18 protein-coding genes are annotated in these 24,249 nt (G+C 70.0%); 11 read left to right on the top strand and 7 right to left on the bottom strand.

Translation table 11 applies throughout. From position 1 onward, the window contains the following. Positions 1–58 precede the first annotated feature (58 nt). Positions 59–1,444, bottom strand: a complete 1,386-nt coding sequence (locus ACQP0P_RS13595) for a glycine--tRNA ligase (protein WP_433375721.1) — start codon at positions 1,442–1,444, stop codon at positions 59–61. A 131-nt stretch (positions 1,445–1,575) separates the two neighbouring features. Continuing rightward, positions 1,576–1,854: an antibiotic biosynthesis monooxygenase family protein gene (locus tag ACQP0P_RS13590; protein WP_030903876.1), complete on the bottom strand. Its 279-nt coding sequence runs from the start codon at positions 1,852–1,854 to the stop codon at positions 1,576–1,578. A gap of 109 nt (positions 1,855–1,963) precedes the next feature. Here ACQP0P_RS13590 and ACQP0P_RS13585 point away from each other — a divergent pair, with 109 nt between their 5' ends. From ACQP0P_RS13585 to ACQP0P_RS13560, 6 genes are all read left to right on the top strand, one after another. Further along, positions 1,964–2,353, top strand: a complete 390-nt coding sequence (locus ACQP0P_RS13585) for a DUF6703 family protein (protein ID WP_433375719.1) — start codon at positions 1,964–1,966, stop codon at positions 2,351–2,353. A 197-nt stretch (positions 2,354–2,550) separates the two neighbouring features. Next, the gene (locus ACQP0P_RS13580; protein WP_433375716.1) at positions 2,551–3,525 is read left to right on the top strand and encodes a metal ABC transporter substrate-binding protein; all 975 of its coding nucleotides are present in this window, start codon (positions 2,551–2,553) and stop codon (positions 3,523–3,525) included. 36 nt (positions 3,526–3,561) lie between these two features. Then, positions 3,562–4,314: a metal ABC transporter ATP-binding protein gene (locus tag ACQP0P_RS13575; protein ID WP_433381857.1), complete on the top strand. Its 753-nt coding sequence runs from the start codon at positions 3,562–3,564 to the stop codon at positions 4,312–4,314. Further along, positions 4,311–5,144 carry a metal ABC transporter permease gene (locus ACQP0P_RS13570; RefSeq protein ID WP_433375713.1) on the top strand — a complete coding sequence of 278 codons (834 nt, stop codon included), beginning with the start codon at positions 4,311–4,313 and terminating at the stop codon, positions 5,142–5,144. Before ACQP0P_RS13575 ends, ACQP0P_RS13570 begins: the two co-directional genes overlap by 4 nt. Further along, positions 5,141–5,548 (top strand): Fur family transcriptional regulator, encoded by a 408-nt coding sequence (locus ACQP0P_RS13565; RefSeq protein WP_433375710.1) that lies wholly within the window; start codon positions 5,141–5,143, stop codon positions 5,546–5,548. The genes ACQP0P_RS13570 and ACQP0P_RS13565 overlap by 4 nt, the downstream gene beginning before the upstream one ends. Positions 5,549–5,786: 238 nt before the next feature. Then, on the top strand, positions 5,787–6,335 hold the full coding sequence (locus tag ACQP0P_RS13560) for a CGNR zinc finger domain-containing protein (protein WP_433375708.1): 549 nt from the start codon (positions 5,787–5,789) through the stop codon (positions 6,333–6,335). A 63-nt stretch (positions 6,336–6,398) separates the two neighbouring features. On the opposite strand, the gene ACQP0P_RS13555 is transcribed toward ACQP0P_RS13560, so the two are convergent. Next, positions 6,399–7,178, bottom strand: a complete 780-nt coding sequence (locus ACQP0P_RS13555) for an isoprenyl transferase (RefSeq protein ID WP_433375705.1) — start codon at positions 7,176–7,178, stop codon at positions 6,399–6,401. After that, positions 7,175–7,912 (bottom strand): DNA repair protein RecO, encoded by a 738-nt coding sequence (gene recO, locus ACQP0P_RS13550; RefSeq protein ID WP_350913331.1) that lies wholly within the window; start codon positions 7,910–7,912, stop codon positions 7,175–7,177. The genes ACQP0P_RS13555 and recO overlap by 4 nt, the downstream gene beginning before the upstream one ends. A gap of 177 nt (positions 7,913–8,089) precedes the next feature. Between recO and ACQP0P_RS13545 the strand changes: the two genes are divergently transcribed. From ACQP0P_RS13545 to rocD, 5 genes are all read left to right on the top strand, one after another. Further along, on the top strand, positions 8,090–9,667 hold the full coding sequence (locus ACQP0P_RS13545) for a CDP-alcohol phosphatidyltransferase family protein (RefSeq protein ID WP_433375702.1): 1,578 nt from the start codon (positions 8,090–8,092) through the stop codon (positions 9,665–9,667). Next, positions 9,664–10,371: a DUF5941 domain-containing protein gene (locus ACQP0P_RS13540; RefSeq protein ID WP_433375699.1), complete on the top strand. Its 708-nt coding sequence runs from the start codon at positions 9,664–9,666 to the stop codon at positions 10,369–10,371. Before ACQP0P_RS13545 ends, ACQP0P_RS13540 begins: the two co-directional genes overlap by 4 nt. 153 nt (positions 10,372–10,524) lie before the next feature. Continuing rightward, a complete protein-coding gene (locus tag ACQP0P_RS13535; protein WP_350913324.1) occupies positions 10,525–11,022 on the top strand; it encodes an Lrp/AsnC family transcriptional regulator in 498 nt (165 codons plus the stop codon). A gap of 125 nt (positions 11,023–11,147) precedes the next feature. After that, complete coding sequence (gene ddaH, locus ACQP0P_RS13530) at positions 11,148–11,942, top strand: dimethylargininase (protein ID WP_433375696.1); 795 nt, start codon at positions 11,148–11,150, stop codon at positions 11,940–11,942. Positions 11,943–11,985: 43 nt separating this feature from the next. After that, positions 11,986–13,197: an ornithine--oxo-acid transaminase gene (gene rocD, locus ACQP0P_RS13525; protein ID WP_433375693.1), complete on the top strand. Its 1,212-nt coding sequence runs from the start codon at positions 11,986–11,988 to the stop codon at positions 13,195–13,197. Positions 13,198–13,333: 136 nt separating this feature from the next. Here rocD and ACQP0P_RS13520 read toward each other — a convergent pair whose 3' ends face one another. From ACQP0P_RS13520 to ACQP0P_RS13510, 3 genes are all read right to left on the bottom strand, one after another. After that, on the bottom strand, positions 13,334–13,765 hold the full coding sequence (locus ACQP0P_RS13520) for a hypothetical protein (RefSeq protein ID WP_433375690.1): 432 nt from the start codon (positions 13,763–13,765) through the stop codon (positions 13,334–13,336). After that, positions 13,758–20,051 carry an RHS repeat-associated core domain-containing protein gene (locus tag ACQP0P_RS13515; RefSeq protein WP_433375687.1) on the bottom strand — a complete coding sequence of 2,098 codons (6,294 nt, stop codon included), beginning with the start codon at positions 20,049–20,051 and terminating at the stop codon, positions 13,758–13,760. Before ACQP0P_RS13515 ends, ACQP0P_RS13520 begins: the two co-directional genes overlap by 8 nt. 109 nt (positions 20,052–20,160) lie before the next feature. Beyond that, entirely contained in the window at positions 20,161–24,216 is a 4,056-nt protein-coding gene (locus tag ACQP0P_RS13510) for a LamG-like jellyroll fold domain-containing protein (RefSeq protein ID WP_433375684.1), read from the bottom strand. Positions 24,217–24,249 lie beyond the last annotated feature (33 nt).

Genomic DNA, 24,249 nt, shown 5'->3' with positions numbered 1-24,249 from the left:
GCTGCCACCACCGTCCCCGCCCCCGTCGCTCCCGTGTCGTCGCGGGGCGGGCCTTTCCTCAGTCGTTGAGGTGCTGGCGGAGGTAGGACTCGACCTGGTCGAGGGCCACCCGCTTCTGGGCCATCGAGTCACGCTCGCGGACGGTCACCGCCTGGTCGTCGAGAGTGTCGAAGTCGACGGTGATGCAGAACGGCGTGCCGATCTCGTCCTGGCGGCGGTAGCGGCGGCCGATCGCGCCCGCGTCGTCGAACTCGACGTTCCACCGGCGGCGGAGCTGGGCGGCCAGGTCCTTGGCCTTGGGCGACAGGTCGGCGTTGCGCGACAGCGGGAGCACCGCGACCTTGACCGGCGCGAGCCGGTGGTCGAGCCGCATGACCGTGCGCTTCTCCATGACGCCCTTGGCGTTGGGCGCCTCGTCCTCGGTGTAGGCGTCGATCATGAAGGTGAGCGTGGCGCGGTCGACACCGGCGGCCGGCTCGATCACGTACGGGACGTAGCGCTCGCCGGTGTCCTGCTCGAAGAAGCTGAGGTCGGTGCCGGAGGCCTTGCCGTGCGCGGTCAGGTCGAAGTCCGTGCGGTTGGCGACGCCCTCGAGCTCGCCCCACTCACCGCCGGTGAAGTTGAAGCGGTACTCGATGTCGACGGTCCGCTTGGAGTAGTGCGACAGCTTCTCCTGCGGGTGCTCGTAGATGCGCAGGTTGTCGGGGTTGATACCCAGGTCGGTGTACCAGCGGAAGCGCTCGTCGATCCAGTACTGGTGCCACTCCTCGTCGCTGCCCGGCTTGACGAAGAACTCCATCTCCATCTGCTCGAACTCACGGGTACGGAAGATGAAGTTGCCCGGGGTGATCTCGTTACGGAACGACTTGCCGATCTGGCCGATACCGAACGGGATCTTCCTGCGCGCCGACTGCTGCACGTTGAGGTAGTTGATGAAGATGCCCTGGGCGGTCTCCGGCCGCAGGTAGGCGAGGCCCGACTCGTCCTCGACCGCGCCGAGGTAGGTCTTCAGCAGGCCGCTGAACTGCTTGGGCTGGGTGAAGGAGCCCTTGTTACCGCAGTTGGGGCAGGTGATGTCGGCCAGGCCGTTGACGGGCTCCTTCCCGTGTTTCTCGCTGTACGCCTCTTCGAGGTGGTCGGCGCGGTAGCGCTTGTGACACGCCTGGCACTCGGTCAGCGGGTCGGTGAAGGTGTCCACGTGGCCGCTGGCCTGCCACACCTCGCGGGCCAGAATCACACAGGAGTCGAGACCGACCACGTCGTCACGGCCCTGCACCACGGTCTTCCACCACTGCCGCTTCACGTTGTTCTTGAGCTCCACGCCCAGTGGACCGTAGTCCCACGACGCGCGCAGGCCGCCGTAGATCTCGCTGGAGGGATACACAAGACCGCGCCGCTTGGCGAGGCTGACGATGGTGTCCATGATGTCCGTACGGCGTGCCATAAGGGAAAATCTCCATCCGGCTGGAGGTCGGCGAGGAATTGATTGAACATCCAGCTTAGGGGAGACGGAGCCTCGGGACGTGCGGATAAACCATGACGCCCGCCTCACTCCGGCAAAGCTTCCGTGGAATCTCAGGGACGGTCGACGTCCTCGAACGCGCTCGGCTCGTTGATCATGAGCGTCATCAGCGGATACATCGCCATCCGCGCCGCGCCCAGCGCCCTGCGGTAGAACCCGGCGCCCTCCCACTCGCTGACCAGCGCCCACAGCTCCGGCTCGTCCACCGATCTCGACACCCTGCCGCGCAGGTAACCCGGCTGCCCGGCCAGCGTGTCGACGATCTCGTGGGCCCGGGCCAGGAACTCCTCGGTCTGGCCGGGCGGCACCGAATAACGGATGAGAGCGAGCATCCGCCCAGCATGCCAGAGCCCGGCTCCGTACGGGGCGGGGTGAGAGCCGCGGTGTCGTACCGGGCATCGGGGCGTGTCGCGGCGGGGGCTGTGGCGTTAGGCTCGGCCTGTGGCCGACAAGCACGGGAAACGCCCCGCACATCCGCTGGCACAACCCCGACGCCCGCGAGGCGGGCGTCCGCTGCCCGCGGGCGAGCAGTTCTTCACGCCGGGGGCGACCGGGCTGCGGCGCGGGGCCGAGCGGCGCAGCGCGGCCCCGCTGGTCTTCCTGTTCCAGCTCCCCCGCTGGATCGCCCCGGTGGTGCTGGTGATCCTCCTGTTGACCGGCTTCGCGGTGTCCTCCTTCTGGGGTGGCGTCGCCGTGCTTCCGGTGATCGGGTTCGTCGGCTGGCTCGCCTACATGTCGTGGCCGTCCCTGGGGGCCGGGGGCCGTCTGCTGCGCGTCGCACTGCTCACCTTCCTGATCCTGCTCGCCGCCGACCGCTTCGGCGCCTTCTGACGTCGCCCGGCCCTCGCCGCGCGCACCGCGCTCCCGGGCTCCGCGGTGCCCGTAGGTCGCGGGCACCCGGCGCGTGAAGCCGTCGCACCGGGGGCGACCGGGCTGACCTGGAGACCACACCCGTCCGCCGTGCCGGCGATCGTCGAGCCCGCTGATGACTTTGACAACCATTTTCATTTGCGCGCATACTGGATGACATGATGTCCGAGTCCTCCCGACGTATCCGCATACGTAACGCGAGCCTGGTCGTGGCCGCCGCCCTTGTCGCCACCACCGCCTGCGGCGCCGAAATCGGCTCGGCCAGTGAATCGTCCGGGGGGGCGTCAGGCGTCTCAGCGACGGGGAGGCCCGTCATCACCGCGGCCATGTATCCCCTGCAGTGGCTCGCCGAGCAGGTCGGCGGCCCCGACGTGACGGTCACCGGCCTGACCAAGCCCGGCGTCGAACCACACGACCTGGAACTGTCCCCACTCCAGGTGGCCGGGTTGCAGGAGACGAGGCTCGTCGTCTACATCAAGGGCATCCAGCCCGCCGTGGACGAGGCGGTCGAACAGCACGCCGCCGACCGGAGCTTCGAGGTGGCCTCCTCGGTCCCGACCCTGCCCGCGGCCGGGGAGGAGGGCCACGAAGGCGAGGAGGAGCACGGCCACGAGGAGATCGGCTACGACCCCCACCTCTGGCTCGACCCGGCCCGCTTCGCGACGGTCGCCACCCGGCTCGGCGAGAGGCTCGCCGCCGTCGACCCCGCGCACGCGCAGGACTACCGGGAGCGGTCCGCCGGAACCGCGGCCGGCCTCACCGCCCTGGGCGACGAGCTGGCCAGGGGCCTGACCACCTGCTCCTCACGCGCGATCGTCACCAGCCACGCCGCGTTCGGCTATCTCGCCAACCGCTACGGGCTCCACCAGGTCGGCATCAGCGGAATCGACCCCGAGGCCGAGCCCTCTCCCGCCCGCCTCGCCGAAGTGGCAAAAGTGGCCAAGCAGGAGAAAGTGACTACGATTTTCACCGAGACCCTCGTCAGCCCCAAGGTCGCCGAGGTTCTCGCCCAGGAGGTCGGTGCGAAGACCGCGGTCCTCGACCCGGTCGAAAGCCAGCCGGCGAACGGCGACTACCCGTCTGCCATGCGCCGGAACCTTGAAGTCCTCCAATCTGCGCTCAGCTGCTCGTAAGGGCCACACGTGACATCCAGCAAAACGGTTTTCACCATGAGCGGCGGCCGGGTCGACCTGGACCGCCGCCCGGTGCTCCGCGGGATCGACCTGTCCGTCGGGCCCGGCGAGGCGGTGGCCGTGCTCGGCGCGAACGGGTCGGGGAAGTCCACCCTCATCCGCGCCCTGCTCGGCCTCATCCCCCTGTCCGGCGGCGAGACCCTCCTGTACGGCAGGCCCCCCGCCCGGTTCCGCGAGTGGTGGCGGATCGGCTACGTACCCCAGCGGCTCTCGGTGGGCGGCGGCGTGCCGACCACGATCCGCGAGGTCGTCGCCTCGGGACGGATCGCCAGGCAGCGGCGCCTGCGGCCGACCAGCGCGGCCGACCGGGAGGCGACAGGCCGGGCGCTGGCCGCCGTCGGCCTGGCCCATCGCGCCTCCGATCCGGTGCAGACCCTGTCCGGCGGCCAGCAGCAGCGGGTGCTGATCGCCCGCGCCCTCGCCGGGGAGCCCGACACCTTCGTCATGGACGAACCCACCGCCGGCGTCGACTCCGAGAGCCAGAAGCTCCTCGCCGAGACCCTGTCCGTGCTCGTGGAGCAGGGCAAGACGGTCCTGCTGGTCGCGCACGAGCTCGGCCCGCTGGAACCTCTGATCACCCGCGCGGTGGTCCTGCGGGACGGGTACGTCTGCCACGACGGCCCGCCGCCCCACGCCGTCGGCGCCCACGCGCTGCCCGGCCACGACCACGTGCACCCGCACGCCGAGGAGGAGCCGGTGAGCCCGCTCGACTGGAGACCCACGTCGTGATCGAGCTTCTGCAGTTCGACTTCATGCGGCGGGCGCTGATCGCCGCCCTCCTCGTCGGCCTGGTCGCGCCCGCCATCGGCACGTTCATGGTCCAGCGCCGCCTGGCCCTGCTGGGCGACGGCATCGGGCACGTCGCGCTGACCGGCGTGGCCCTGGGCTTCCTGACCGGGACCGCCCCGGTGCTGACCGCCGTGCTGGTCTCCGTGCTCGGCGCCGTGGCCATCGAACTGGTCCGCGCGCGCGGCAGGACCAGCGGCGACGTGGCACTCGCGCTGCTGTTCTACGGCGGCATCGCCGGGGGCGTGTTGCTCATCTCGCTGGCCCCGGGCGGCAGCAACGCCACCCTGACGTCCTACCTGTTCGGCTCGATCAGCAGCGTTCCCGTCGAGGACGTGTGGGTGATCGGCCTGCTGGCGGCGGCGGTCCTCGGCGTGCTGGCCGTCTTCGGGCGGGAGCTCTACGTGCTCTGCCAGGACGAGGAGGTCGCCAAGGCCAGCGGCCTGCCGGTCCGCTTCCTCAGCCTGCTGATCGCCGTGACCGCCGCGCTGACCGTGGTCATCGCCATGCGCGTGGTGGGACTGCTTCTGGTCAGCGCGCTGATGGTGGTGCCGGTGGCGACCAGCCAGCAGCTCACCCGAGGTTTCACGAGCACGATGCTGCTTTCCATGCTTTTCGGGATGATCTCTACGGTCGGCGGCCTGACCTCCTCCTTCTACGTCGAGGTCCCGCCGGGCGCGGTCATCGTGATCGTTGCTCTCACGGGGTTCGTCCTCGCCCTCGGGCTCGGTAGATTCATACGCCGAAGTCGACCTCAGGAGTCCAGCCCATGAGCAACAGGCGTGATGCCGTCCACGCGGTCCTCCGTCAGAGCGAGGGTTTCCGCAGCGCGCAGGACGTCTACGCGGAGATGCGCGCGGAAGGCGCCAAGATCGGACTGACCACCGTCTACCGGGCGCTCCAGGCGCTCGCCGACACCGGTCACGTCGACGTGCTGAGAACCGACGACGGCGAGTCGGTCTACCGGGCGTGCGCCAGCGGCGACCACCACCACCACCTGGTCTGCCGCACCTGCGGCCGTACGGTGGAGGTGGCCGGACCCGCGGTGGAGCGCTGGGCCGAGGCCATCGGCTCCGAGCACGGGTTCACCGAGATCACCCACACCGTGGAGATCTTCGGGACCTGCGCCGTCTGCTCCACAGCCGCCAAACCGGCCCGTACGCCGAGCCGTGCCTGAGCCCGCCGGGATCCCCTGGCGGGCCGGGTCCCCGGCGGCCGATCCGCGCCCGGAACACCGCACCGGGCGACCCGGCGCACGCGGCGGGTCGCCCCGGACGCGGCGCCGCTGAAGATCACGCCCGCCGGGCGCTCACATGGCGCGCCATCGCGATGTGAGCGCGAGAGAGCAGGCACGAAGGTCCACCGGAGAGATACGCTTCCGACACGGCAAGCCACCGCTTTCTACAGGAGTCAACATGCCATTCGGACATGACATGGTGCACTCACTCGCCACCGCGGTCGACCTGGTCAACACCTCCCCCTCCACCGGAGGCGAGGACACCCTTACCGACCTGCGGGAGCTCGGCGACTTCGTGGCACGCTGGGAGATCAGCGGGATCGGTGCCCTGGACGCCGCCGACCTGGCCCAGGTGCGCGCCCTGCGCGAGGCCTTCCACAAGGTCTTCACCGCCCCGGACCAGCCCACCGCGGTCATCCGGCTGAACACCTTGCTGAGCGGGACCCGCATCACCCCGCACCTGGCGGAGCACGACGGCCACCCCCTGCACGTCCACTACTTCGCGCCGGACGCCTCACTCCACGAGCACCTGGCGGCCGACATCGGGGTCGCCCTGGCCCACCTGCTCGTCGAGGACGAGTGGGAGCGCCTGCGCACCTGCTCGGCACCGGACTGCGACCACGTCTTCGTGGACGAGTCCCGCAACCGCTCGCGGGTCTACTGTGACAGCCGCACCTGCGGGAACCGGATGCACGTGGCCGCCTATCGCGCGCGCCGCCGGGCCTGACGTCACTCTCCGCGTTCGGCCGGGCGCACCTGGCGGCGCGTCGAGGGCGCCCGGGACACGCCGTTATTCCGCGACCACGTTCGGCACGGCTCCGCCGTACCTCCTGTCGCGCTTGGCGTACGTCTCGCAGGCCTCCCACAGATCACGGCGGTCGAAGTCGGGCCAGAGGCGGTTGAGGAAGACCATCTCGGCGTACGCCGTCTGCCAGATCAGGAAGTTGGAGATGCGCTGCTCGCCGGAGGAGCGCACGAACAGGTCGACGTCGGGGATCTGCGGCTCGTCCAGGTAGCGGGCGAAGGTCTCCTCCTTCACCCTGCCCGGCTTGACCTTCCCCTCGGCGATGTCCTGCGCCAGGCGCAGGGCGGCGTCCACGATCTCGGCACGGCCGCCGTAGTTGACGCAGAACTGCAGGGTCAGTGTGGAATTGCCCTCGGTCATCCGCTCGGCGTCGCGCAGCTCCTGGATGACGCTCCGCCACAGCCGTCCGGGGCGGCCCGCCCAGCGGACCCGCACGCCCATCGCGTGGAGCTGATCCCTGCGGCGGCGGATGACGTCGCGGTTGAAACCCATCAGGAAGCGGACCTCGTCAGGGGAGCGCTTCCAGTTCTCCGTGGAGAAGGCGTAGGCCGACAGGTAGGGGATACCGAGCTCGATCGCGCCCTCGATCACGTCGAAGAGCGACGCCTCGCCCGCCTTGTGCCCCTCGGTACGGGGCAGGCCCCGCTGCTTGGCCCACCGGCCGTTGCCGTCCATCACGATCGCCACGTGCCGCGGCATGAGGTCGCGCGGGATCGCGGGCGGGGTTGCGCCGGAGGGGTGCGGGACGGGCGGGCGGACGTTCACGTGGCGAGCTCCCTTTCTACGTGTCGAAGAGAGCGTATGCCGTGTTCGAGGTGCCACTGGAGGTACGCGGCGACCAGACCGCTGCACTCGGCCCGGTGCCTGGGCCCCGAGGCGTCGGCGGTGGGCCAGTCCCCCTTGAGGAGCGCGACCATCAGGGCCAGGGTCTCCCCCTCGGGCACCGCCGCGCCCGCGGGACGGCAGGCCCCGCACACCACGCCACCGGCCACGATGGCGAAGGCCCGCACCGAGACCGCCTTGCAGCGGGCGCAGGCCTCCAGGGCGGGGGCGTAACCGGCGACCGCGAGAGAGCGCAGGAAGTAGGCGTCCAGGACGAGCCTGGCCTCGTGGGCGCCGGAACCGAGCGTGCGCAGGCCGCCGACCAGCAGCAGGAACTGGCGGAGGGCCGGCTCCTTCTCTCCCATGATCAGACGGTCGGCGGTCTCCAGCATCGCGGTTCCCGCCGTGTAGCGCGGGTAGTCCGCGACGAGCGGCCGGCCGTACGGCTGGATGGTCTCGGCCTGGGTGATCACGTCGAGGGTGCGGCCGGTGTGCAGCTGGAGATCGACATGGGTGAACGGTTCGAGCCGGCTGCCAAATCGTGATGTCGTGCGCCGGACGCCCTTGGCGACCCCCCGGATCTTGCCCATCCGCCGGGTCAGGACCGTGACGATGCGATCGGCCTCGCCCAGCTTGTGGGTGCGCAGCACGATGCCGTCATCACGGTACAGACTCACCCGCACAGTGTAGTGGGGGCGCGGGACGGTTCACTTGGCAGAGGTGCAACCATGATCAAACGACACGGATAGATCACTGGTGCGTGTTGTTCGCCCAAAACTCACTAAACTTTGGCCTCTGACGCAACGTATCCTCCGCTACACCGCCTCACACCCGTCTCCGCACGAAAGGGTGCCATGCCCCGCGTGGTCCTGCTGGGCTCATCGCCCGGCCCCGATGCCGCTACCGGCCAGGCGACGCCGCCCGCCGCGTTGACCCTGCCCGCGCTCGCCGGCTGCCCCACGGTGATCGGCAAGCTGCACGGCCAGCTCGCCTCGCTCGACTCCGAGCCGGTGACGATCGCCCGATCGAACGAGGCCGCCGCCTACCGTGGCTTCCCCGGCAGGCTCGTCGAGACCTCCGACCTGGCCGGCGACCTGCGCGCCCTGGCCGACGTGGTCGAGGACGCCACCGAGAACCTGCTCATCCTGCCCGCCAACTCGCTGATCCACGACGAGCTGATCTACCAGATCACCAAGTCGAAGCGCGGGGCGCTCGCGCTGATCGTCAGGGAGCCGCGGGAGGAGGACGAGAACGGTGACGCCGTCGTCCCCGACGTCCCGATCGACGAGGCACAGCCGGAGATCGGCGACCGGAGGCTGGAGGACCTGCCCGTCCGGGTACGCGCCCGCAGGTCCCGCATCATCTCGGTGGGCTCGGCCTTCCATGCGGTGACCAGGCCCAACGCGGTCCTGCTCGGCCCGCTGCACCTGCACCACAAGTACGCGCCCGTCCTCGCCGAGGCCGCCCGCGAGCTGGCCGACATGGCCCACCTGCTGGGCCCCGACGACGACCTGGCCCAGCTGCTGGTCCTGGGCCTGGTCCGCAAGGGCGTCTCGGTCGGCGTCCGCGGCCGCCGGGACCTGTTCTACCGCCGGGTGTCCACTCCCGAGCAGGCCACCGAGGCGCCGGCGGAGATGGCCACGTTCAACGAGGACCGGGCCAGGCTGAACAACGCGGTGAAGGGCGCCGATGGTTTCTTCACCACCTATTTCGTCAGCACCTACTCCCGGTTCATCGCCCGCTGGGCGGCCAGGCGGGGGCTGACCCCCAACCAGGTCACGCTGATCTCGATCGCGCTGGGTGTGGCCGCGGCGCTCTGCTTCGCCACCGGCGAGCGGGCCGGGATGGTCGCGGGCGGTGTGCTGATCTACTTCGCGTTCGTGTTCGACTGCGTGGACGGCCAGGTGGCGCGGTACGCCCGCAAGTTCGGCGTGCTCGGGGCGTGGCTGGACGCGACCTTCGACCGGTTCAAGGAGTACGTGGTCTTCGCCGGTCTGGCGGTCGGCGCGGCGGTCTCAGGTGTGGGCGACGTGTGGACGCTGGCGCTGATCGCGCTCGGTGTGCAGTCCATCAAGCACCTGCTCGACTTCTCCTACGGTGCGGCGAACCGGCGCAAGCCCCCGTCGCCGCTGCCCTCGGTGCCGCTGTCGGTCAGCGCCGACACCGGCCTTCGCCAGGCGCTGGAGCAGCGCAGGGTCGCCCAGACCGGCGGGATCCGCAACCTGCTGAGGATGTGGGGCAGGGCCGGCAGGTTCCGGGCCGTGCACTGGGCCCGCAAGATGATCGTGTTCCCCATCGGTGAGCGCTTCGCCGCCATCGCGATCGTCAGCGCCCTGTTCGACGCCAGGATCACCTTCCTGACACTGATCATCTGGGGTGGCATCGGCGCCGCCTACTCGCTCACCGGACGCCTGATGAGGTCTCTCGCATGATCACCCAGCCACAGACCATCCCTGCTCCGGACCCGTACGAGGAGCGGCTGCGCGTCCAGACCGCGCGGCTGCTCGCCTACCGCGACGACGGCCCGCTGGTGACGCTGCTGCGTGACCGGGTCGGACCCGGGCTGCCCCCGGTGCCCGCCACGCTCGCCGCGCTGCTGGCGATCATCGCGATGGCGGTGACCGGGATGCTGGTGGACGGGCCGATCCTGCTCGTCCCGGTGCTGATCATGATCGTCCTGGTGCTGCCCACCGCGGCCCGCGACCATCTCGGCAAGCTCGACTGGCTGGCGCCGCCGCTGATCCGCGGGGCCGAGTTCCTCGCGATCATCCTGATCGGCCTGGCGGCCGACGCGCCCAAGTGGCTGCTGTACGTGCTGATCTACGTGATCGGCTACCACACCTACGACACGGTGTACCGGACGCGGCAGAGCATCTGGCCGGCCCCCTGGGTCTTCCGTGCCGGCCTGGGCTGGGAGCTCAGGCTGCTGCTGATCGGCGCCGGCGCCGCGCTGGGCGTGCTGACCTGGGTGCTGGCCGCGCTCACCGTCTACCTCGGTGTGCTGTTCGCCGTCGAGAGCGTGACGAGCTGGGTCGGCCTGGACAAGCAGACGGCGCTCGCCCAGGCGGGCGACGACCTGGAGGCCTCCCCCGAGGAGGCCCAGGAGCAGGCCACCGGCGAGGCCGAGCGGACCTGACCGGAAACCTGGCGGATGCCGCCGGACAGGTCACCTGTCCGGCGGCATTTCCATTCATCAGCAGCACCGGGCACGCGGCGGCACGGATTCGGGTGACCGGGCGCCGCCGCTCGCCGTGAGCCCGGACGGACCCGAAGCGATATACAGGTCAGCGTGGAACTGGACAGGCTGGATCGCGACATCATCGGGGCGCTCGTCGAGGACGCCCGAGCCACGTACGCGGAGATCGGACAGCGGGTGGGCCTGTCGGCGTCGGCGGTGAAACGCCGGGTGGACCGGCTGCGCGAGACCGGCGCCATCACCGGGTTCACCGCCAGGGTGGAGCCCGCGGCGCTCGGCTGGACCACCGAGGCCTACGTGGAGCTGTTCTGCGCGGGGAAGACCTCGCCGTCGGAGATCGGGGTGGCCATCGGCCGCCATCCCGAGGTGGTCTCGGCGTGCACCATCACCGGCGAGGCCGACGCGCTGCTGCACGTCAGGGCCACCGATGTGCGGCACGTGGAGAGGGTGATCGAGCGCATCGCCTCGGAGCCGTTCGTGGTGCGGACCAAGAGCTCCATCGTGCTCTCCAGGCTGATCGAGGCACCGCTCATGACCTCGCGCGGCGAACCGTTCGTCGCCCCGCACAACGAATCACCGTTCATCGCCTGAAGCGCGCAAAAAACCCGCGTCAGAACGCAAGCGCAAGCTCTTGGCCTGCGAGAACACCGTTTCCTAGGCTGATGTCGCCGCCACTGGGCCGGCATTTCACCACGACCTTCGATACGGGGTTATTCATGACGAGGCACTACCTCATGTGTCGGCCCGACCATTTCGCGGTTGAGTACGCGATCAACCCGTGGATGCATCCCGAGGCCGGCGCCGACCGCGAGGTGGCGATCAGGCAGTGGGAGACGCTCAGGAGCGCCTATGAGGAGCTCGGTCACCGAGTCAGCCTCATCGACCCGGTGGAGGGCCTGCCGGACATGGTCTTCGCCGCCAACGGGGCGCTGGTGGTCGGCGGCCGCGTGTACGGCGCGCGGTTCACCCACCCGCAGCGAGCGGCCGAGGGCCCCGCCTACCGGGACTGGTTCGTCGACAACGGCTACCAGCAGGTCCGCGAGGCGACCTTCACCAACGAGGGCGAGGGGGACTTCCTCACCCTCGACCACCTGGTGCTGGCCGGCACCGGCTTCCGCACCGACATCACCGCTCACAAGGAAGCCCAGGAGTTCCTCGGCCGGCCGGTGGTCACCCTGCAACTGGTGGATCCGCGGTTCTACCACCTGGACACCGCCCTGTTCCCGCTAAACGGACACAACGTGGCATACTTCCCAGGGGCTTTCTCGCCTGGAAGCCAGGAGGTGCTCCGCGGCCTCTTCCCCGACGCCATCATCGCGAATGAGGACGACGCCTCCGTGCTGGGCCTCAACGCGGTCAGCGACGGCACCAACGTGGTGATCAACGTCGAGGCCGCCAACCTCCAGCTGGAGCTCAAGCGCCAGGGCTTCGAGATCGTCCCCGTGGACCTGTCGGAGCTCCGCAAGGCCGGGGGCGGTCCGAAGTGCTGCACGCTGGAGATCAGGGGATAGTGCCGGGCGAAACGGCCACGGACCAAGGAGGGGCGGATATCGAATGACCAGCACGGACGACTTCATCGAACTGAGCGAGCGCCGCAGCGCTCACAACTACCACCCCCTGCCCGTCGTGATATCCGAGGCGCAGGGCGCCTGGGTGGTCGACGTGGAGGGCAGGCGGTTCCTTGACTGCCTGTCCGGCTACTCCTCGCTGAACTTCGGGCACGGCAACCCGAAGATCATCGCAGCGGCCCAGGAGCAGCTGTCCAGGCTCACCCTGACCAGCCGGGCCTTCTTTCACGACCAGTTCGCCACCTTCGCCGCCGGGCTGGGCGACCTCACCGGCAAGGACATGGTCCTGCCGATGAACACCGGCGCCGAGGCCGTGGAGACCGCGATCAAGGTGGCCCGCAAGTGGGGCTACGAGGTCAAGGGGGTGGCCGCCGAGCAGGCCAACATCATCGTGATGGAGGACAACTTCCACGGTCGCACCACCACGATCGTCAGCTTCTCCACCGACCCCGACGCCCACGACGGCTTCGGCCCGTACACCCCCGGCTTCAAGATCGTAAAATACGGTTCCATCGAGGCGATCCACGAGGCCATCGACGCCAACACCGTCGCGGTGCTGCTGGAGCCCATCCAGGGCGAGGCCGGCGTGCTGGTCCCGCCGGACGGGTACCTCACCCAGGTCCGCGAGCTGTGCACCGCGGAGAACATCCTGATGATCGCCGACGAGATCCAGTCGGGTCTGGGCCGCACCGGCGACACCTTCGCCTGCGACCACGAGGGCGTCGTTCCCGACATCTACGTGCTGGGCAAGGCCCTGGGCGGCGGCGTCGTCCCGGTCTCGGCGATCACCGCGAACGAGGACGTGCTCGGCGTGATCAGGCCGGGGCAGCACGGCTCCACCTTCGGCGGCAACCCCCTCGCCTGCGCGGTCGCGAACGCGGTCATCGAGATGCTCGGCACCGGCGAGTACCAGGCACGGGCCAGGGAGCTCGGCGAGGTCATGCACGAGAGGCTACGCGGCCTGATCGGCCAGGGCGTGGTCACCGTCCGCGGGCGCGGCCTGTGGGCGGGCGTCGACATCGACCCGTCCCTGGCCAGCGGGCGTGAGGTCTCCAAGGCGCTCATGGCCCATGGCGTCCTGGCCAAGGACACTCACGGCTCGACCGTCCGTCTCGCCCCGCCGATCGTCATCTCCGAGGAGGACCTCGTCTGGGCGATCGACCAGCTCGGCGCCGTCCTCGCCGAACTGGCGGAGTGAGCCACCGGCTCGGACGGGCCGGCGGAACCTCGACATGACGGAGCCGGTGCGGCTCTCGCGTCCATGACGCGAGAGCCGCACCGGCTCCGCTGCGTTTCCGTCCCCCGGTCCCCGGGCGGGGACCGGGGGACGGCTGCTACGTCGTCCAGCCGTCGCGGGTGGTCAGGCCCAGCCGCTCGCGCCGTTCCTCCTCGGCCACCAGCCAGGCCGGCCTGGCCTTGGCCGGAGGCCGGTAGAGCCGCTTGACGGCGACCCCGCCGAAGACGAAGGACCCGAAGAAGGCGAGCCCGACGAGCGCGTCGAGGAGTTCCTGCCCGGACACCCAGGTGTAGGCCAGCATCACCGCCCAGAGGGAGAACATGATCGCCCCCGGGAGCTGGGCGAAGGGCAGGTTGCGCCACTCCTTCGGCTTGGCCTCGTCGAAGTAGCGCTCGGCCCACGCGCTCTGCGCGTCCGCCCTGCGGAACCGGCGATGGTTGACGAACCCGAGGACCGCCATGAGGGCGGCGGCGAGCACCGCCCACACCGGCGCGTGCGGGTAACCCGTCAGCACGGCTGTCTCATCCAAAGAGCTTGTTCCATCCCTTCTTGATCCCGGAACCGACGGACTTGACGGTGTTCACCACAGGATCTCGCATCTTGTCGTAGGCGGCGATGGCGGTGTCACCGACGACTCCGCCGACCATACCCCCGATGTAGGCACCGGCCGCACCGCAGACCGCCGCGAGGACCACTCCGGGGCTGCACGCCGCGGCCCCGATGGTGGCACCCGCATAGGCGCCGCCGGCCACCGCGGCACCGCGGATACCGGCTCTCAGGGCCTTCTCGCCCTTGTTGATGTCCTTTCCGCTGTCGGACTTCCACTGGGTCAGCGCGCCGTCGGCGAAGGTGGCCACCAGTCCGAACCGGCCCACGAACTTGCCGGCCTTGGCCAGGCGGCCGCCCCACTTGATGCCGCGCGCCTCCACCCTGACCGACTTGGCGTCGTACCACTTGCGCAGCCCGTTCCAGTACCAGCTGGTCTTCCAGTTGCCCTGCGGGTAGCTCGCCGCCTTGAGGGCGTAGACGCCGCCCATCACGCGCCCGTTCTCGGCGACGTTGGCTCCCCAGGTGTTGAGCATGTCGGACGGGCCGCCGAAGCCGTAGGCGAGCCAGCCCAGCGCCGTGAACTTGCGGGGATCGACGCTGCTGAGGGTGTTGTTCTTGACGGTGCTGCCGTAGGAGGTGGTCACGCCGCCGCTCGGCGCCGGGCGGTGCGGTGCGCCGCCACCACCGCCACCACCTCCGCCGCCGCCCTTGTTACCGCCACCGCCGCCGCTGTTGAGCAGCGCCATCAGTGCCCGGATGATCGCCAGCAGGGCGGCGATCCAGCTTCCCCAGAACTTGCCGTCCGGGTCGGTGAAGGTGACCGGGTTGTTGTTCGCGTAGGCGTACCCGTTCATCTGCTGCGGGTCCTGCGGGTCGATGATCGGGTCGACGCTGATGAAACGGCCGGTCGCCGGGTCGTACTCGCGGGCGCCCAGATGTGTCAGGCCCGTGGAGGAGTCGACGGTGCCACCGACGAACCCCTTCTCCGAGGGCCATGTCCCCGGTGGCGCCCCCCGCAGCTGGCCGAAGGGCTTGAAGCGGCGCTGAGAGACCGCCTGGGTGGTGGCGTTGATCGCGAGCTCGCCGGTGCCGTTGTGGTCGTTGGCCAGGAAGGTCACGCCCGCCGTGGTCCTGACCGCGACCGCGACCGTGTCGTGGACGTAGTACCTGGTGGCCTCGACCTTCGTGGTGGCGTTGGCCAGCCGGAGTTCCATGCCCGGCAGGTACAGGGTCGTGGCGGCCGGCTCCCTGCGGATCAGCCGGTTGCCGTCGGCGTCGTAGAGGTAGGAGGTGACCTTGGCCCCGTCGGTGACCTTGCTCAGCCGCCCCTCGACGTCCCAGTCGAGCTTCTGGTCGACGGCGCCGATCTTGCGGCTGGTCGTGTTGCCGGTGGCGTCGTAGCCGTAGCTCTCGACGCGCGCGCCCGCGCCCCCGGTCTGGGTGACCGAGGCCAGCGCGTGCGGTTGCGGTGCCCCGGGGGCAGGGTAGCCGTAGAGGCGCTGGGTGTCGGCGGTCCCGCCGATGCCGTGCTCGACCTCCCTGGTCCTGTTGCCCGTCGCGTCATAGCCGAACGACTGCCAGTACGGTGCCACACCTCCGACGAGGTTCGCCGCCGGTGCGGTGGCGCAGCTCTGGGTGCCCTGCGTCCACGCCTCGGTCATCCTGCGCAGGTAGTCGTAGGAGAAGCACTGGGTGTCCGTGCCCGGCCGGGAGACGTCGGAGACCGCGGTGACGTTGCCCGCCGCGTCGTAGCCGTAGGTGGCGTTGCGGTCCACCCCGGCGACGTCCTCGCGGTCGACCCGGGCCGACTTCAGCCGCTGCGTGCCGTACTCGTAGGAGTTGGTCAGCCAGACCTTCTTGCCTCCGGTGGAGAGCTCGTACTGCTCGGGCTTGCCGGTGAGGCTGTGGATCGACCTGGTCACATAGGAGGTGAGCCCGGAGGTGACGGTGGGCCGCCGCAGCTCGTCGTAGGAGTAGACGACGGTCTCGGCCGCCAGGCCGCCCGAGGCCGGGAAGGTGGCGGACTGTACCGTGCCGTCCAGCTTGTAGCGGGTGTCGAACTGGTAGCTGCCCGCCAGCTCCTTCTCGGTGCCGGGGATGGTGACCGTGGTCCGGATCGCCCGGTCCAGGTTGTCGTAGGCGTTGACGGTCGTGGTGTACGCCTGGCCGCCCACGTTCCTGGTGGAGCTGGAGAGCTGCCCCTTGCGGACCGTGTCGTAGGTCCACGCCGTCAGGACGGTGCCGGTCTCCGACCCCTCACGGACCTCGGTCTTGCGGCCGAGCGCGTCGTAGGTCGTGAACAGCTTGGCGCCCCTGGCGTCCTCGGTGGAGGTCACCCGGTCCAGGTCGTCGTAGCCGGACCTGGTCGTGCCCTTGTCCGGGTCGTCCACCCGGATCTCCCTGCCACGCAGGTCGTAGTGGTGGGTCCAGGTGTTGTTCGCCGCGTCCTTGACCGTGGCGAGCTTGCCCAGCGGGGTGTAGGTGTAGAGGGTCCGGTCGAAGTCGCCGGTCGGCGAGTCTCCCCGGTACTGGCGCAGCTCGACGATGTGGTCGCGCGCGTCGGTGAAGGTGGTGACCGGCGTGTCCCCGGTCGGCGGGTCCACCGTGACCCGGCCCCCGGCGTAGGAGGTGGTCGTGCGCCATTTCTCCTGGGTCTCGCCGTTGCCGACGAGGAACCGCTCGACGGTCACCCGGTTGCGGCCGTCGAAGTCGAAGACCTTCTGCGACTCGACGTTGCCGTCGAAGGCTCCGAAGAGGGTCGTCGAGGGCGCCCCGGTCGAGTAGTACTGCCCGTACTCGCGGGCGACGTTGCCCCGGGAGTCGTAGAGCTTGTCGGAGATCAGCCGCCCGCCGTCCGGACCCGGGTCCTGGGTCTGGCGCAGCCGCAGCCTGCCGTCGTACAGCTCGTAGGTGGGCTCGGTCTGGCCGCCCTCGGCGGTCAGCCGCTTCGTGCCGATCGCGATGATCTGACCGTCGGTCACCCGGTAGCTGAACTCCAGGTTCGGTGTCTGCCCGGACGCCTTGGAGCGGTCTGCCATCCACACCTTGAGCAGGCGGCCCAGCGCGTCGTACTCCAGGTCGGTCCGCTTGCCGTTGGCGTCCAGTTTGACCGTCTCGAAGCCGAAGGCCGGATCGCGCTCCTCGCTCGTGACGTGGGCCGTGCCGGCGTCACCGGGCTGCACCGGCGGTCCGCTGGTCTTCACCAGCGTGGCCAGGCCCGCGGTGTCGGTGTAGGCGACGGTCGTGACGTTGCTCGCGGCGTCCTTCGTGGTGAGTTCGCGGCCGTAGGAGTCGTAGGTGGAGATCTCGGTGGGGACGTACGTCGCGGTGCTGCCGTTGTGGCTCGCGATCTTCTCGACCCTGGTGACCTCTCCCCTGGTCGGCGCCGCGCCGAAGGCGCCGTTGTCGTAGAAGGAGCGCCCGTCCTCGATCACGTGTTTGGACCGGTCGGGCGTGACCGAGCAGGCCACCGAGAGGCTCTCCACCCGCGAGGGGAACTTCAGCATCCAGGCGGTCTTGTCCTGCGCGTACGTGGTCCTGACACACCGGTCGTCGGCCGCCGTGGCCAGGTCGCCCTTGTCGTCGACCTGGGTGGCGAGGCCCGTGGCGGGGTCGTAGGAGGTCACGGTCTCGGTCTCCCGCCACTTCCCTTCGTCCATCGCGGTCCAGGTGTGGCTCTTGGCGACGTCCGTCAGGTTGGCGGTGACCGTCCCCCAGCTCCTGGTACGGCTGGCGGTCTGCTGCCGCCACGGGGTGTTGACCGTCTTGACGGCCACCGCGCCGCCGACCCCCTCGTACTCCGTCCTCTTCAGCTCGAAGCCCTGCAGCGCCTCGTGGTCGACGTGCTCGCCACCCTCGCCGTCGGCGACGGAGACCTTCCTGGTCCCGCCGTCGGCGTTGAGCCGGTCACCGTCCATGCCCCTCAGGAACAGGCGCTCGTTCTGGGAGCGCAGGTCGTTCCACCCTCCCGTCTTGACCCGCACCCGGCCGTAGCCGCGCCACTGCGACCAGGTCTTGTACTTCTCCTTGGTCATGCCGTCGTCATCGTCGTAGTGCCAGGCCGCACCGTCGAGATACTCGTAGGCGGTGAGCATGTCCGGTGCCTTGCCGGTCCTGTCACTCTGCACGACCTGGGTGACCACGTACTTGTGGAACCAGTCCCGGATCGGGTCGGCATAGCCGGCCGGTGTCCACTTGACCGGGAAGCAGCGCCGGGTGTTGGTCTCCGGCGTCGGCAGCGAGGACAGTGTGCAGTCGGCGTCGGAGTAGTTGACGTCGATCTGGCCGCCGGACTCGTCGTAGATCGCCCCGATCCTGTACTTGATGAACGGCGCGATGTCATCGCCCAGTTTGTCCACCCGGTTAGGCAGCTGGACGTGGTTGAACGTCACCGGGGGCAGCGTGACGGCCGGGGACGCCGCGTGGCCGGTGTGCTGGATCGACTTGACCAGCAGGGCCCTGTCGATGTCGGCGTCGCCCCACAGGTGGTCCAGTTTCCAGGAGTCGATGTCCCGGTAGGCTCCGTCGGCCTTCAGCACCTGGGTGGTGACCTTGGTCAGCCGCTTGCGCGACCAGAAGGTGGGCGCCAGCGTGCCGTGGGTGCCCTTGCACTCGGTGTCGGCGGCGCAGTTCAGGTCCCAGGGCACGTCCGGCCACCTGGTCGGGTTGTCACCGATCTTGTCCGTCGCGCAGTCGGCGGCGGTCTCCGACAGGCAGCGCTCCGAGACGCCGAAGACCACCCGGGCCGACGGCTTCGCCGAGAACAGGGTGCCGGCGCGCTGGCCGTAGTCGATCCGGTCCAGCCAGCCGCCCCGCACGTAGGGGGTGTCGTCGGCGGGCTTGAGGTTGCGGCCGTAGCGGTTGCCCTCCTGCGTGTAGAAGTAGGAGATGGCGTTGCCCCGCGGGTCCACGACGTAGTCGAGGTTCCACCGGTAGGCCTGCTGGCACCAGGAGGTGGCGAACGTGGAGCCGTGGCAGGGCTCGTTGTCGTCGTCGCCGAAGACCGGGTGGGTCCACGTCGACTTCGTCTCCTCCTTGCCGGTGCTCCAGCCAGGCAGCCGGTTCAGGCCGAAGAAGTACTGCACGCCCTCGGTGGTGGTCAGCTTCCAGTACTCGCCGTCGTTGTCGCCGTTGGCCTTCCCGGTGTCCTTGACCCGCTCGATGCGCGTGCCGTCGTCGTTCTTCATCCGCCAGGTGCCGTCCGCGGCCTGGACCAGCTCGCCGCCCTTACCGTTCCAGCTGAGCGTGGCGTTCTCGTAGGCCCAGCACTGGTCGCCCGGCGGAGTGCCCCACTCGTCCTTGGGAGCGCCGTCGTCGGCGCACGGCTTGTAACCGCGCTGGATGTAGCCGGGCCAGTAGTCGAAGCCCTCTCCCACCCAGGACGGCTGGTTGTTGGTGTTGGACGTGCGGCCGTCCATCGCGCCCGAGGAGTAGCCGATCTCCACCTTGGGCGCGAGCTCGCCGGGGACGGGGGGCACCCGCATCGGGTACGACCAGGCGAAGTCGCCCGACTGCTCGGAGACCGCCCAGGTCGACGAGGCCGACAGCGCCGTCGCCTTGTAGTCGCCCTTGTCACTGGACTCCCCCGCCACCGCGGCGAGCACCGTCGCCTGCGGCGCGGCCGTCACCTCGGCCGACAGCGTTCTCGCCTCGGTGTCGTTGCGCGAGGGGACCTCGGTGCCGGTACGGCACTCCGGCGCGTCAGGGGTGGTCAGCGCGCAGGCCGGCAGCCGGACCAGGCGCAGGCGGCTGCCGTAGGACCCGCCGAAACTCCCGGCGAACCCGGAGTAGTCCAGTTCGACGCCGACCCGGCCGGTTTCGGGGCCGGTCCCGGGGCCGCCCACGGTCAGCACGACCCCGTCCACGCCAGCGCGCCGCGCCGCCGCCCGTTCCAGGACCTGGACCTTCACCTCTTCCACGGGGGGCGCCGCCCCCCTGGCCCGTGACTGGGGAGCGCGCACCCGGACCGGCAGGTTCCCGGCGCGGACCGCCTCCCCGCTCGCCGGTACCCTCGCCTCGGTCATGCCCGGCTCCGGCCAGCCCTTCGGGGCCGGGTCGGGCTCGGCCGCCGCGGGGTCGGGCTTGCGCGGTCTCACCGTCTCCGCCCTGCCGGGTACCACGCGCTCGGCGCTCTCGACCTCGGGACGCTCTCCGTCCGGTCCGACCGCGGCGTGCGCCGGCGGCGCCACCAGCAGGCCCGCGGCGGTGACCAGTGCCGTGAACACGGCCAGCCATCGCCGGGTACCCGATTCGGATAACCCCTTCATAAACATCCTCCGCACAGGCGCAGGCCACCGGCCGCCGCACACGGCGGCCGGGGCACCTCAGGAAATGGGGGTGGAAGGGGGATCGCGGGCCGCGATCCCCCTCCTCGGGTCAGGGGCCGGTCTCGGTGTCGAGCTCGTTGCCCGCGGCCAGCATCTGGATCTGCTCCTGTGTGGCGACCCCCTGGAAGGCCCACACGTCGTCGATCACGCCGGGCCAGTACTCGCCCCAGGCGCCGTCGCCCTTGGTCCGGCCGAGCTGCAACCCCTTCGTGGCGTTGAAACCCAGCACGTTGAACCGCCAGGACACCTGCTCCTCGGTCTGCTCCAGCTCCCCGTTGACGTAGAGCCGCATCTCGTCCTGGAGGGCGTCGTAGGCGATCGCCACGTGGTCCCACTCGAAGCTGGACTGGAAGGCCGAGTGCTCCGTGGTGGGGCGCGCGGCTCCGGTGGCGTCGGAGTCCGGCATCTCGATCTGGTAGCCGCCCGCGTTGGCCGGATCCGCCGGGTCCGGCCGGTAGCGGAGGGTGAAGGCGCTGTTGACCGCGCCCTCCTGGCTGAAGACCGCCGCCGTCCGGCCGGGACGGCCCGCGCTGGTCACCCAGCCGGCGACGGTGAAGCTGTCGTCCGTGCGCACCACGGGACCGGCGCTGGCCGCGTAGTCGCCGTCGCCGTCCAGGACCAGTGCGCCCGGCGGGGTGCCGACCCAGCCCGCGCCCTGGTCGATGCGGGCGTTGCCGTACAGGGTGACGTGACGGCCCGCGGTGCCGTCGTCGGCCGCGATGGTCAGCGGGGACCCCGAGGCCAGCGTGGCGATCTCGGAGTCGGTGACGACCTGGTCGAAGATCCGCAGGTCGTCGATCTCACCGGGGAAGAACGATCCCGCCGCGCCGTCGTAGGAACCCGCGCCGAGCTGCACCGGCCCGGTGGCGTTCCACGGCGTGGTGAACGCCGTGGTCGAGGCCAGCTTGCCGTTGACGTAGAGCCTGATCTGCTTGGCGGCCGCGTCGTAGGTTCCGGTCAGGTGCGTCCACACCCCACCCTGTGGCACCGAGGTGGACTGCGCCCGGGTGATCGTGGCGGAGGCGTTGTTCGCGCTGAACCGGTTGAAGATCCACCGATCGTAGGAGGAGGAGTAGTACAGCTCGAACGCGGGTTTCACCGTCGCGGTCTGGGTGGCGATGATCCCCGCATGGGTGGGTTTGGTGGCGGGGAGCCTCGCCCAGGCCGACACCGAGAAGCTCTTGGTGGTGTCGAGCACGGCTCCGGTGGTCTTCAGGTACCCGGTCGTGCCGTTGAGGGTGACGGCCTTGCCGACCTTCCCGGTCGTGCCGAAGGTGACGGTGCCGACCTTGCTCGCCGGGTGGACGCCGCCCACCTCCTCGGCCCGGGTCGCGCCCGCCGCCTCGTCCAGCTTCCAGTACGCCTTGCTCGCCCGGACCGCCGAGGCCGAGTCGTTCAGCTTCCAGCGGGCGTTCACCACCGGGTGCTGGGTGAAGAGGTTACCGACCTCCTCCGGGGTGATGATCCGGTCGAAGATCCGCAGGTCGTCGATCTCACCGGGGAAGAACGCGTCCGGGACCGTGCTGTACAGGCTCGCGCCGAGCTGCACCGCCCCCGTGGCGTTCCACGGCGTGGTGAACGCCGTGGTCGAGGCCAGCTTGCCGTTGACGTAGAGCCTGATGTGCTTGGCGACCGAGTCGTACACGCCGACCAGGTGTGCCCACTCCCCGCCCTGCGGCGCGGAGGTCCCGATGGCCCGCACGATCGTGGCGCTCGTGCTGTCGGTGCTGAACCGGTTGAAGATCCACCGATCGTAGGAGGAGGAGTAGTACAGCTCGAAGCCCGGTCTCGCCGTTCCCGCCTGAGTGGCGATCACTCCGGCATGGGTGGGTTTGACCTCCGGGAGCCGCGCCCACGCCGACACCGAGAAGCTCGTGGTGGTGTTCACCACCGGAGCGGTGGTCCTGGCGTACCCGTTGACGCCGTTGAACTGCGCGGCGCTCTTCGAGACGCCGTCCACGCCCAGGGTGACACCGCCGGTGACGGTGGCGGGGAAGGTTCCCCCGATATCCGTGACCTGCGGGGAGTCGATGGGCTCGTCCAGCGGCCATTCGGCCTTCGCCGGTGCTCCGGCCTTGACCCTGAAGGCGTGGCGGCCGATCTCGCTGGCGTTGCCGGCCGCGTCGAAGGCCTGGACCGTGATGTAGTTCGGCCCCGCGTGCTCGGGCGCGATGTCGATCGTCACCGGCCCGCCGTTGGTGCTGGGCTTGCGCTCGTTGGCCTGCGTGGGGTTGCCGTTGATCCCGAACCAGTACTTGACGACGTCGGTGGAGGCGGAGTCGGCGGTGAAGGCTCCGTAGCGGCCCACCCCGTCGTACCACGGGTCGAGCTCGTTCTCCGGGTCCGACGCGGGGTAGGCGGTCGAGGTCAGTGCCGGAGCGGCCGGCACGCTCTTGTCATAGGTGTAGTAGCAGCCGGTCGCGTCGCCCGCGTAGCTCCACGGGCTGTACTGGTAGCCGTCCCAGGTGCGTACGGACCAGCCGATCGTCTTCTTCTCGGGGATCGTCGAGGGCATCTTGACCTGGAACGTCGATCCCGTGGTCTTGGGGCCGATCCTGCCGGAGGTCCACTTCGTCGCGCCGTCCCAGCTGGCCTGGAACTCGGCGTACACCTTCTTGGCGTCGGCGGAGTCGGAGTCGTGCAGCACCGCCGACAGCGTCGGGGGCACCCGCACCGCCGGGGCCGGGGAGTAGACGCACTTGCCTCCCGGGTCCATCGTCAGGTCGGCCATCTTCGGCTGGGGCGGCGGGGTGTTGTAGTTGACCCGGAGCCAGGCGTCGTCGGCGAACCGCTTCCATCCGTACGGGTCGGTCTCGTACCCGGCCTGGAGGCCGAACGTGGTGGTCGACCACTTGCCCGCCGCAGCGTCCTTGACCGCCTTGGTCGCGTTGAACTCCACGTCGCCACCCGGGCAGCTGGAGGACCAGCCCTTCGCCACGTCCCGGGTGTCGAGGTGTTCGAGCCAGTTGTCCTTGGTGGAGTTCCAGGTCGAGCCCTCGACGAACCCCTTGGTCCGCCAGAGCTGCACGGTGCGGCCGTCGCAGGAGTAGGACCAGGTCTCCTTGGCGACGAACTCCGCGGAGATGATGTACTTGCCCGCGTAGGCACTGGTGGGCATCCGGTAGAAGATGCGCTTCACGTCCGAGGGCGCGCACTTGGAGTCGCCCGAGCAGTAGCCCATGCCGGAGTCGGCCTTGCCGCCGAACTTGTAGTACGACGTGCTCGGGTAGGTGCGGGAGACGTATCCCCAGGCAGAGGCCTTGACCGTCTTCCACACCGGGTCGATGTAAACGGGAAAGCGCGTGTCGGGAGCCGTCAGCAGCGCGGCCTCGGGAGTGAGGGTGAGTGATCCGCCCTCGACGGCGGCTCCGACGTCGGCCACCTTCGAGGTCGGTGCGGGGCCCCTGGCGAGGTCCTCCTGTGGCTCGGCCGCCGCGCGCCGCTCCGTCCCTGCCGACGGGGTCCCGGCCGACGGGGTCCCGGCCGACGCGGTCCCGGCCTGCGTGCCGGAGTCCCACATGGTCGCCGACGGGGCCTCGAAGACCGCGCCTCCTCCCCCGGTGTCGACGGCTCGCAGTTGCCCGTCCGTCTCCGTGCGCACCGCCAGGTCGGTCCCGCCCAGGTCGAAGCCGAGCCGGGCGAGGGCCCCGCTCTCCGCCGCCTCCCTGGTTTTGACGACGAGCGTGTGCGCGAACCCGTCGGTGTCGGCCCGGACGACCAGGTCGACGTCCTTGAGCACCGACCGGTAGACGGCCGAGTCGCCCTGCAGTTCAGGTTCCGGCAGTTTCCCCGGCCACTTCAGCGACATCTCCCGGCCGGCGCGAGCCATCCGCACCATGGGCTCGTCCCCTCCGCCGGAGAGGGTCAGATCGACGGTGGAGGCCCTGGGCCCGATGGACCCGTCGGGCCTGCGGATCAGGGTGACGTCCGGCGCCACCCAGGAGCTGTCCTGCCGGACCCTGACAGGGCGCAGGTGCTCCACCGCGGTGAAGGAACCGTCGGGGTTGGCGAAGACCTCCCTGCTCTCACCCCGCTTGGCGAGGATCTCCGTGCTGCGACCCGTCTCGCGGGCGATCCTGCCGGCCTGCTCATCTGTCGGAGCCACCGGCTCCACCGAGGACGCGACCGCCCTCGGAGC

The organism is Streptosporangium sp. CA-115845, from assembly GCF_050943795.1.
Classification (GTDB): Bacteria; Actinomycetota; Actinomycetes; order Streptosporangiales; family Streptosporangiaceae; genus Streptosporangium.
Note: the sequence above shows the minus strand (reverse complement) of the source record. Positions and strands in the feature narration are given on the sequence as shown.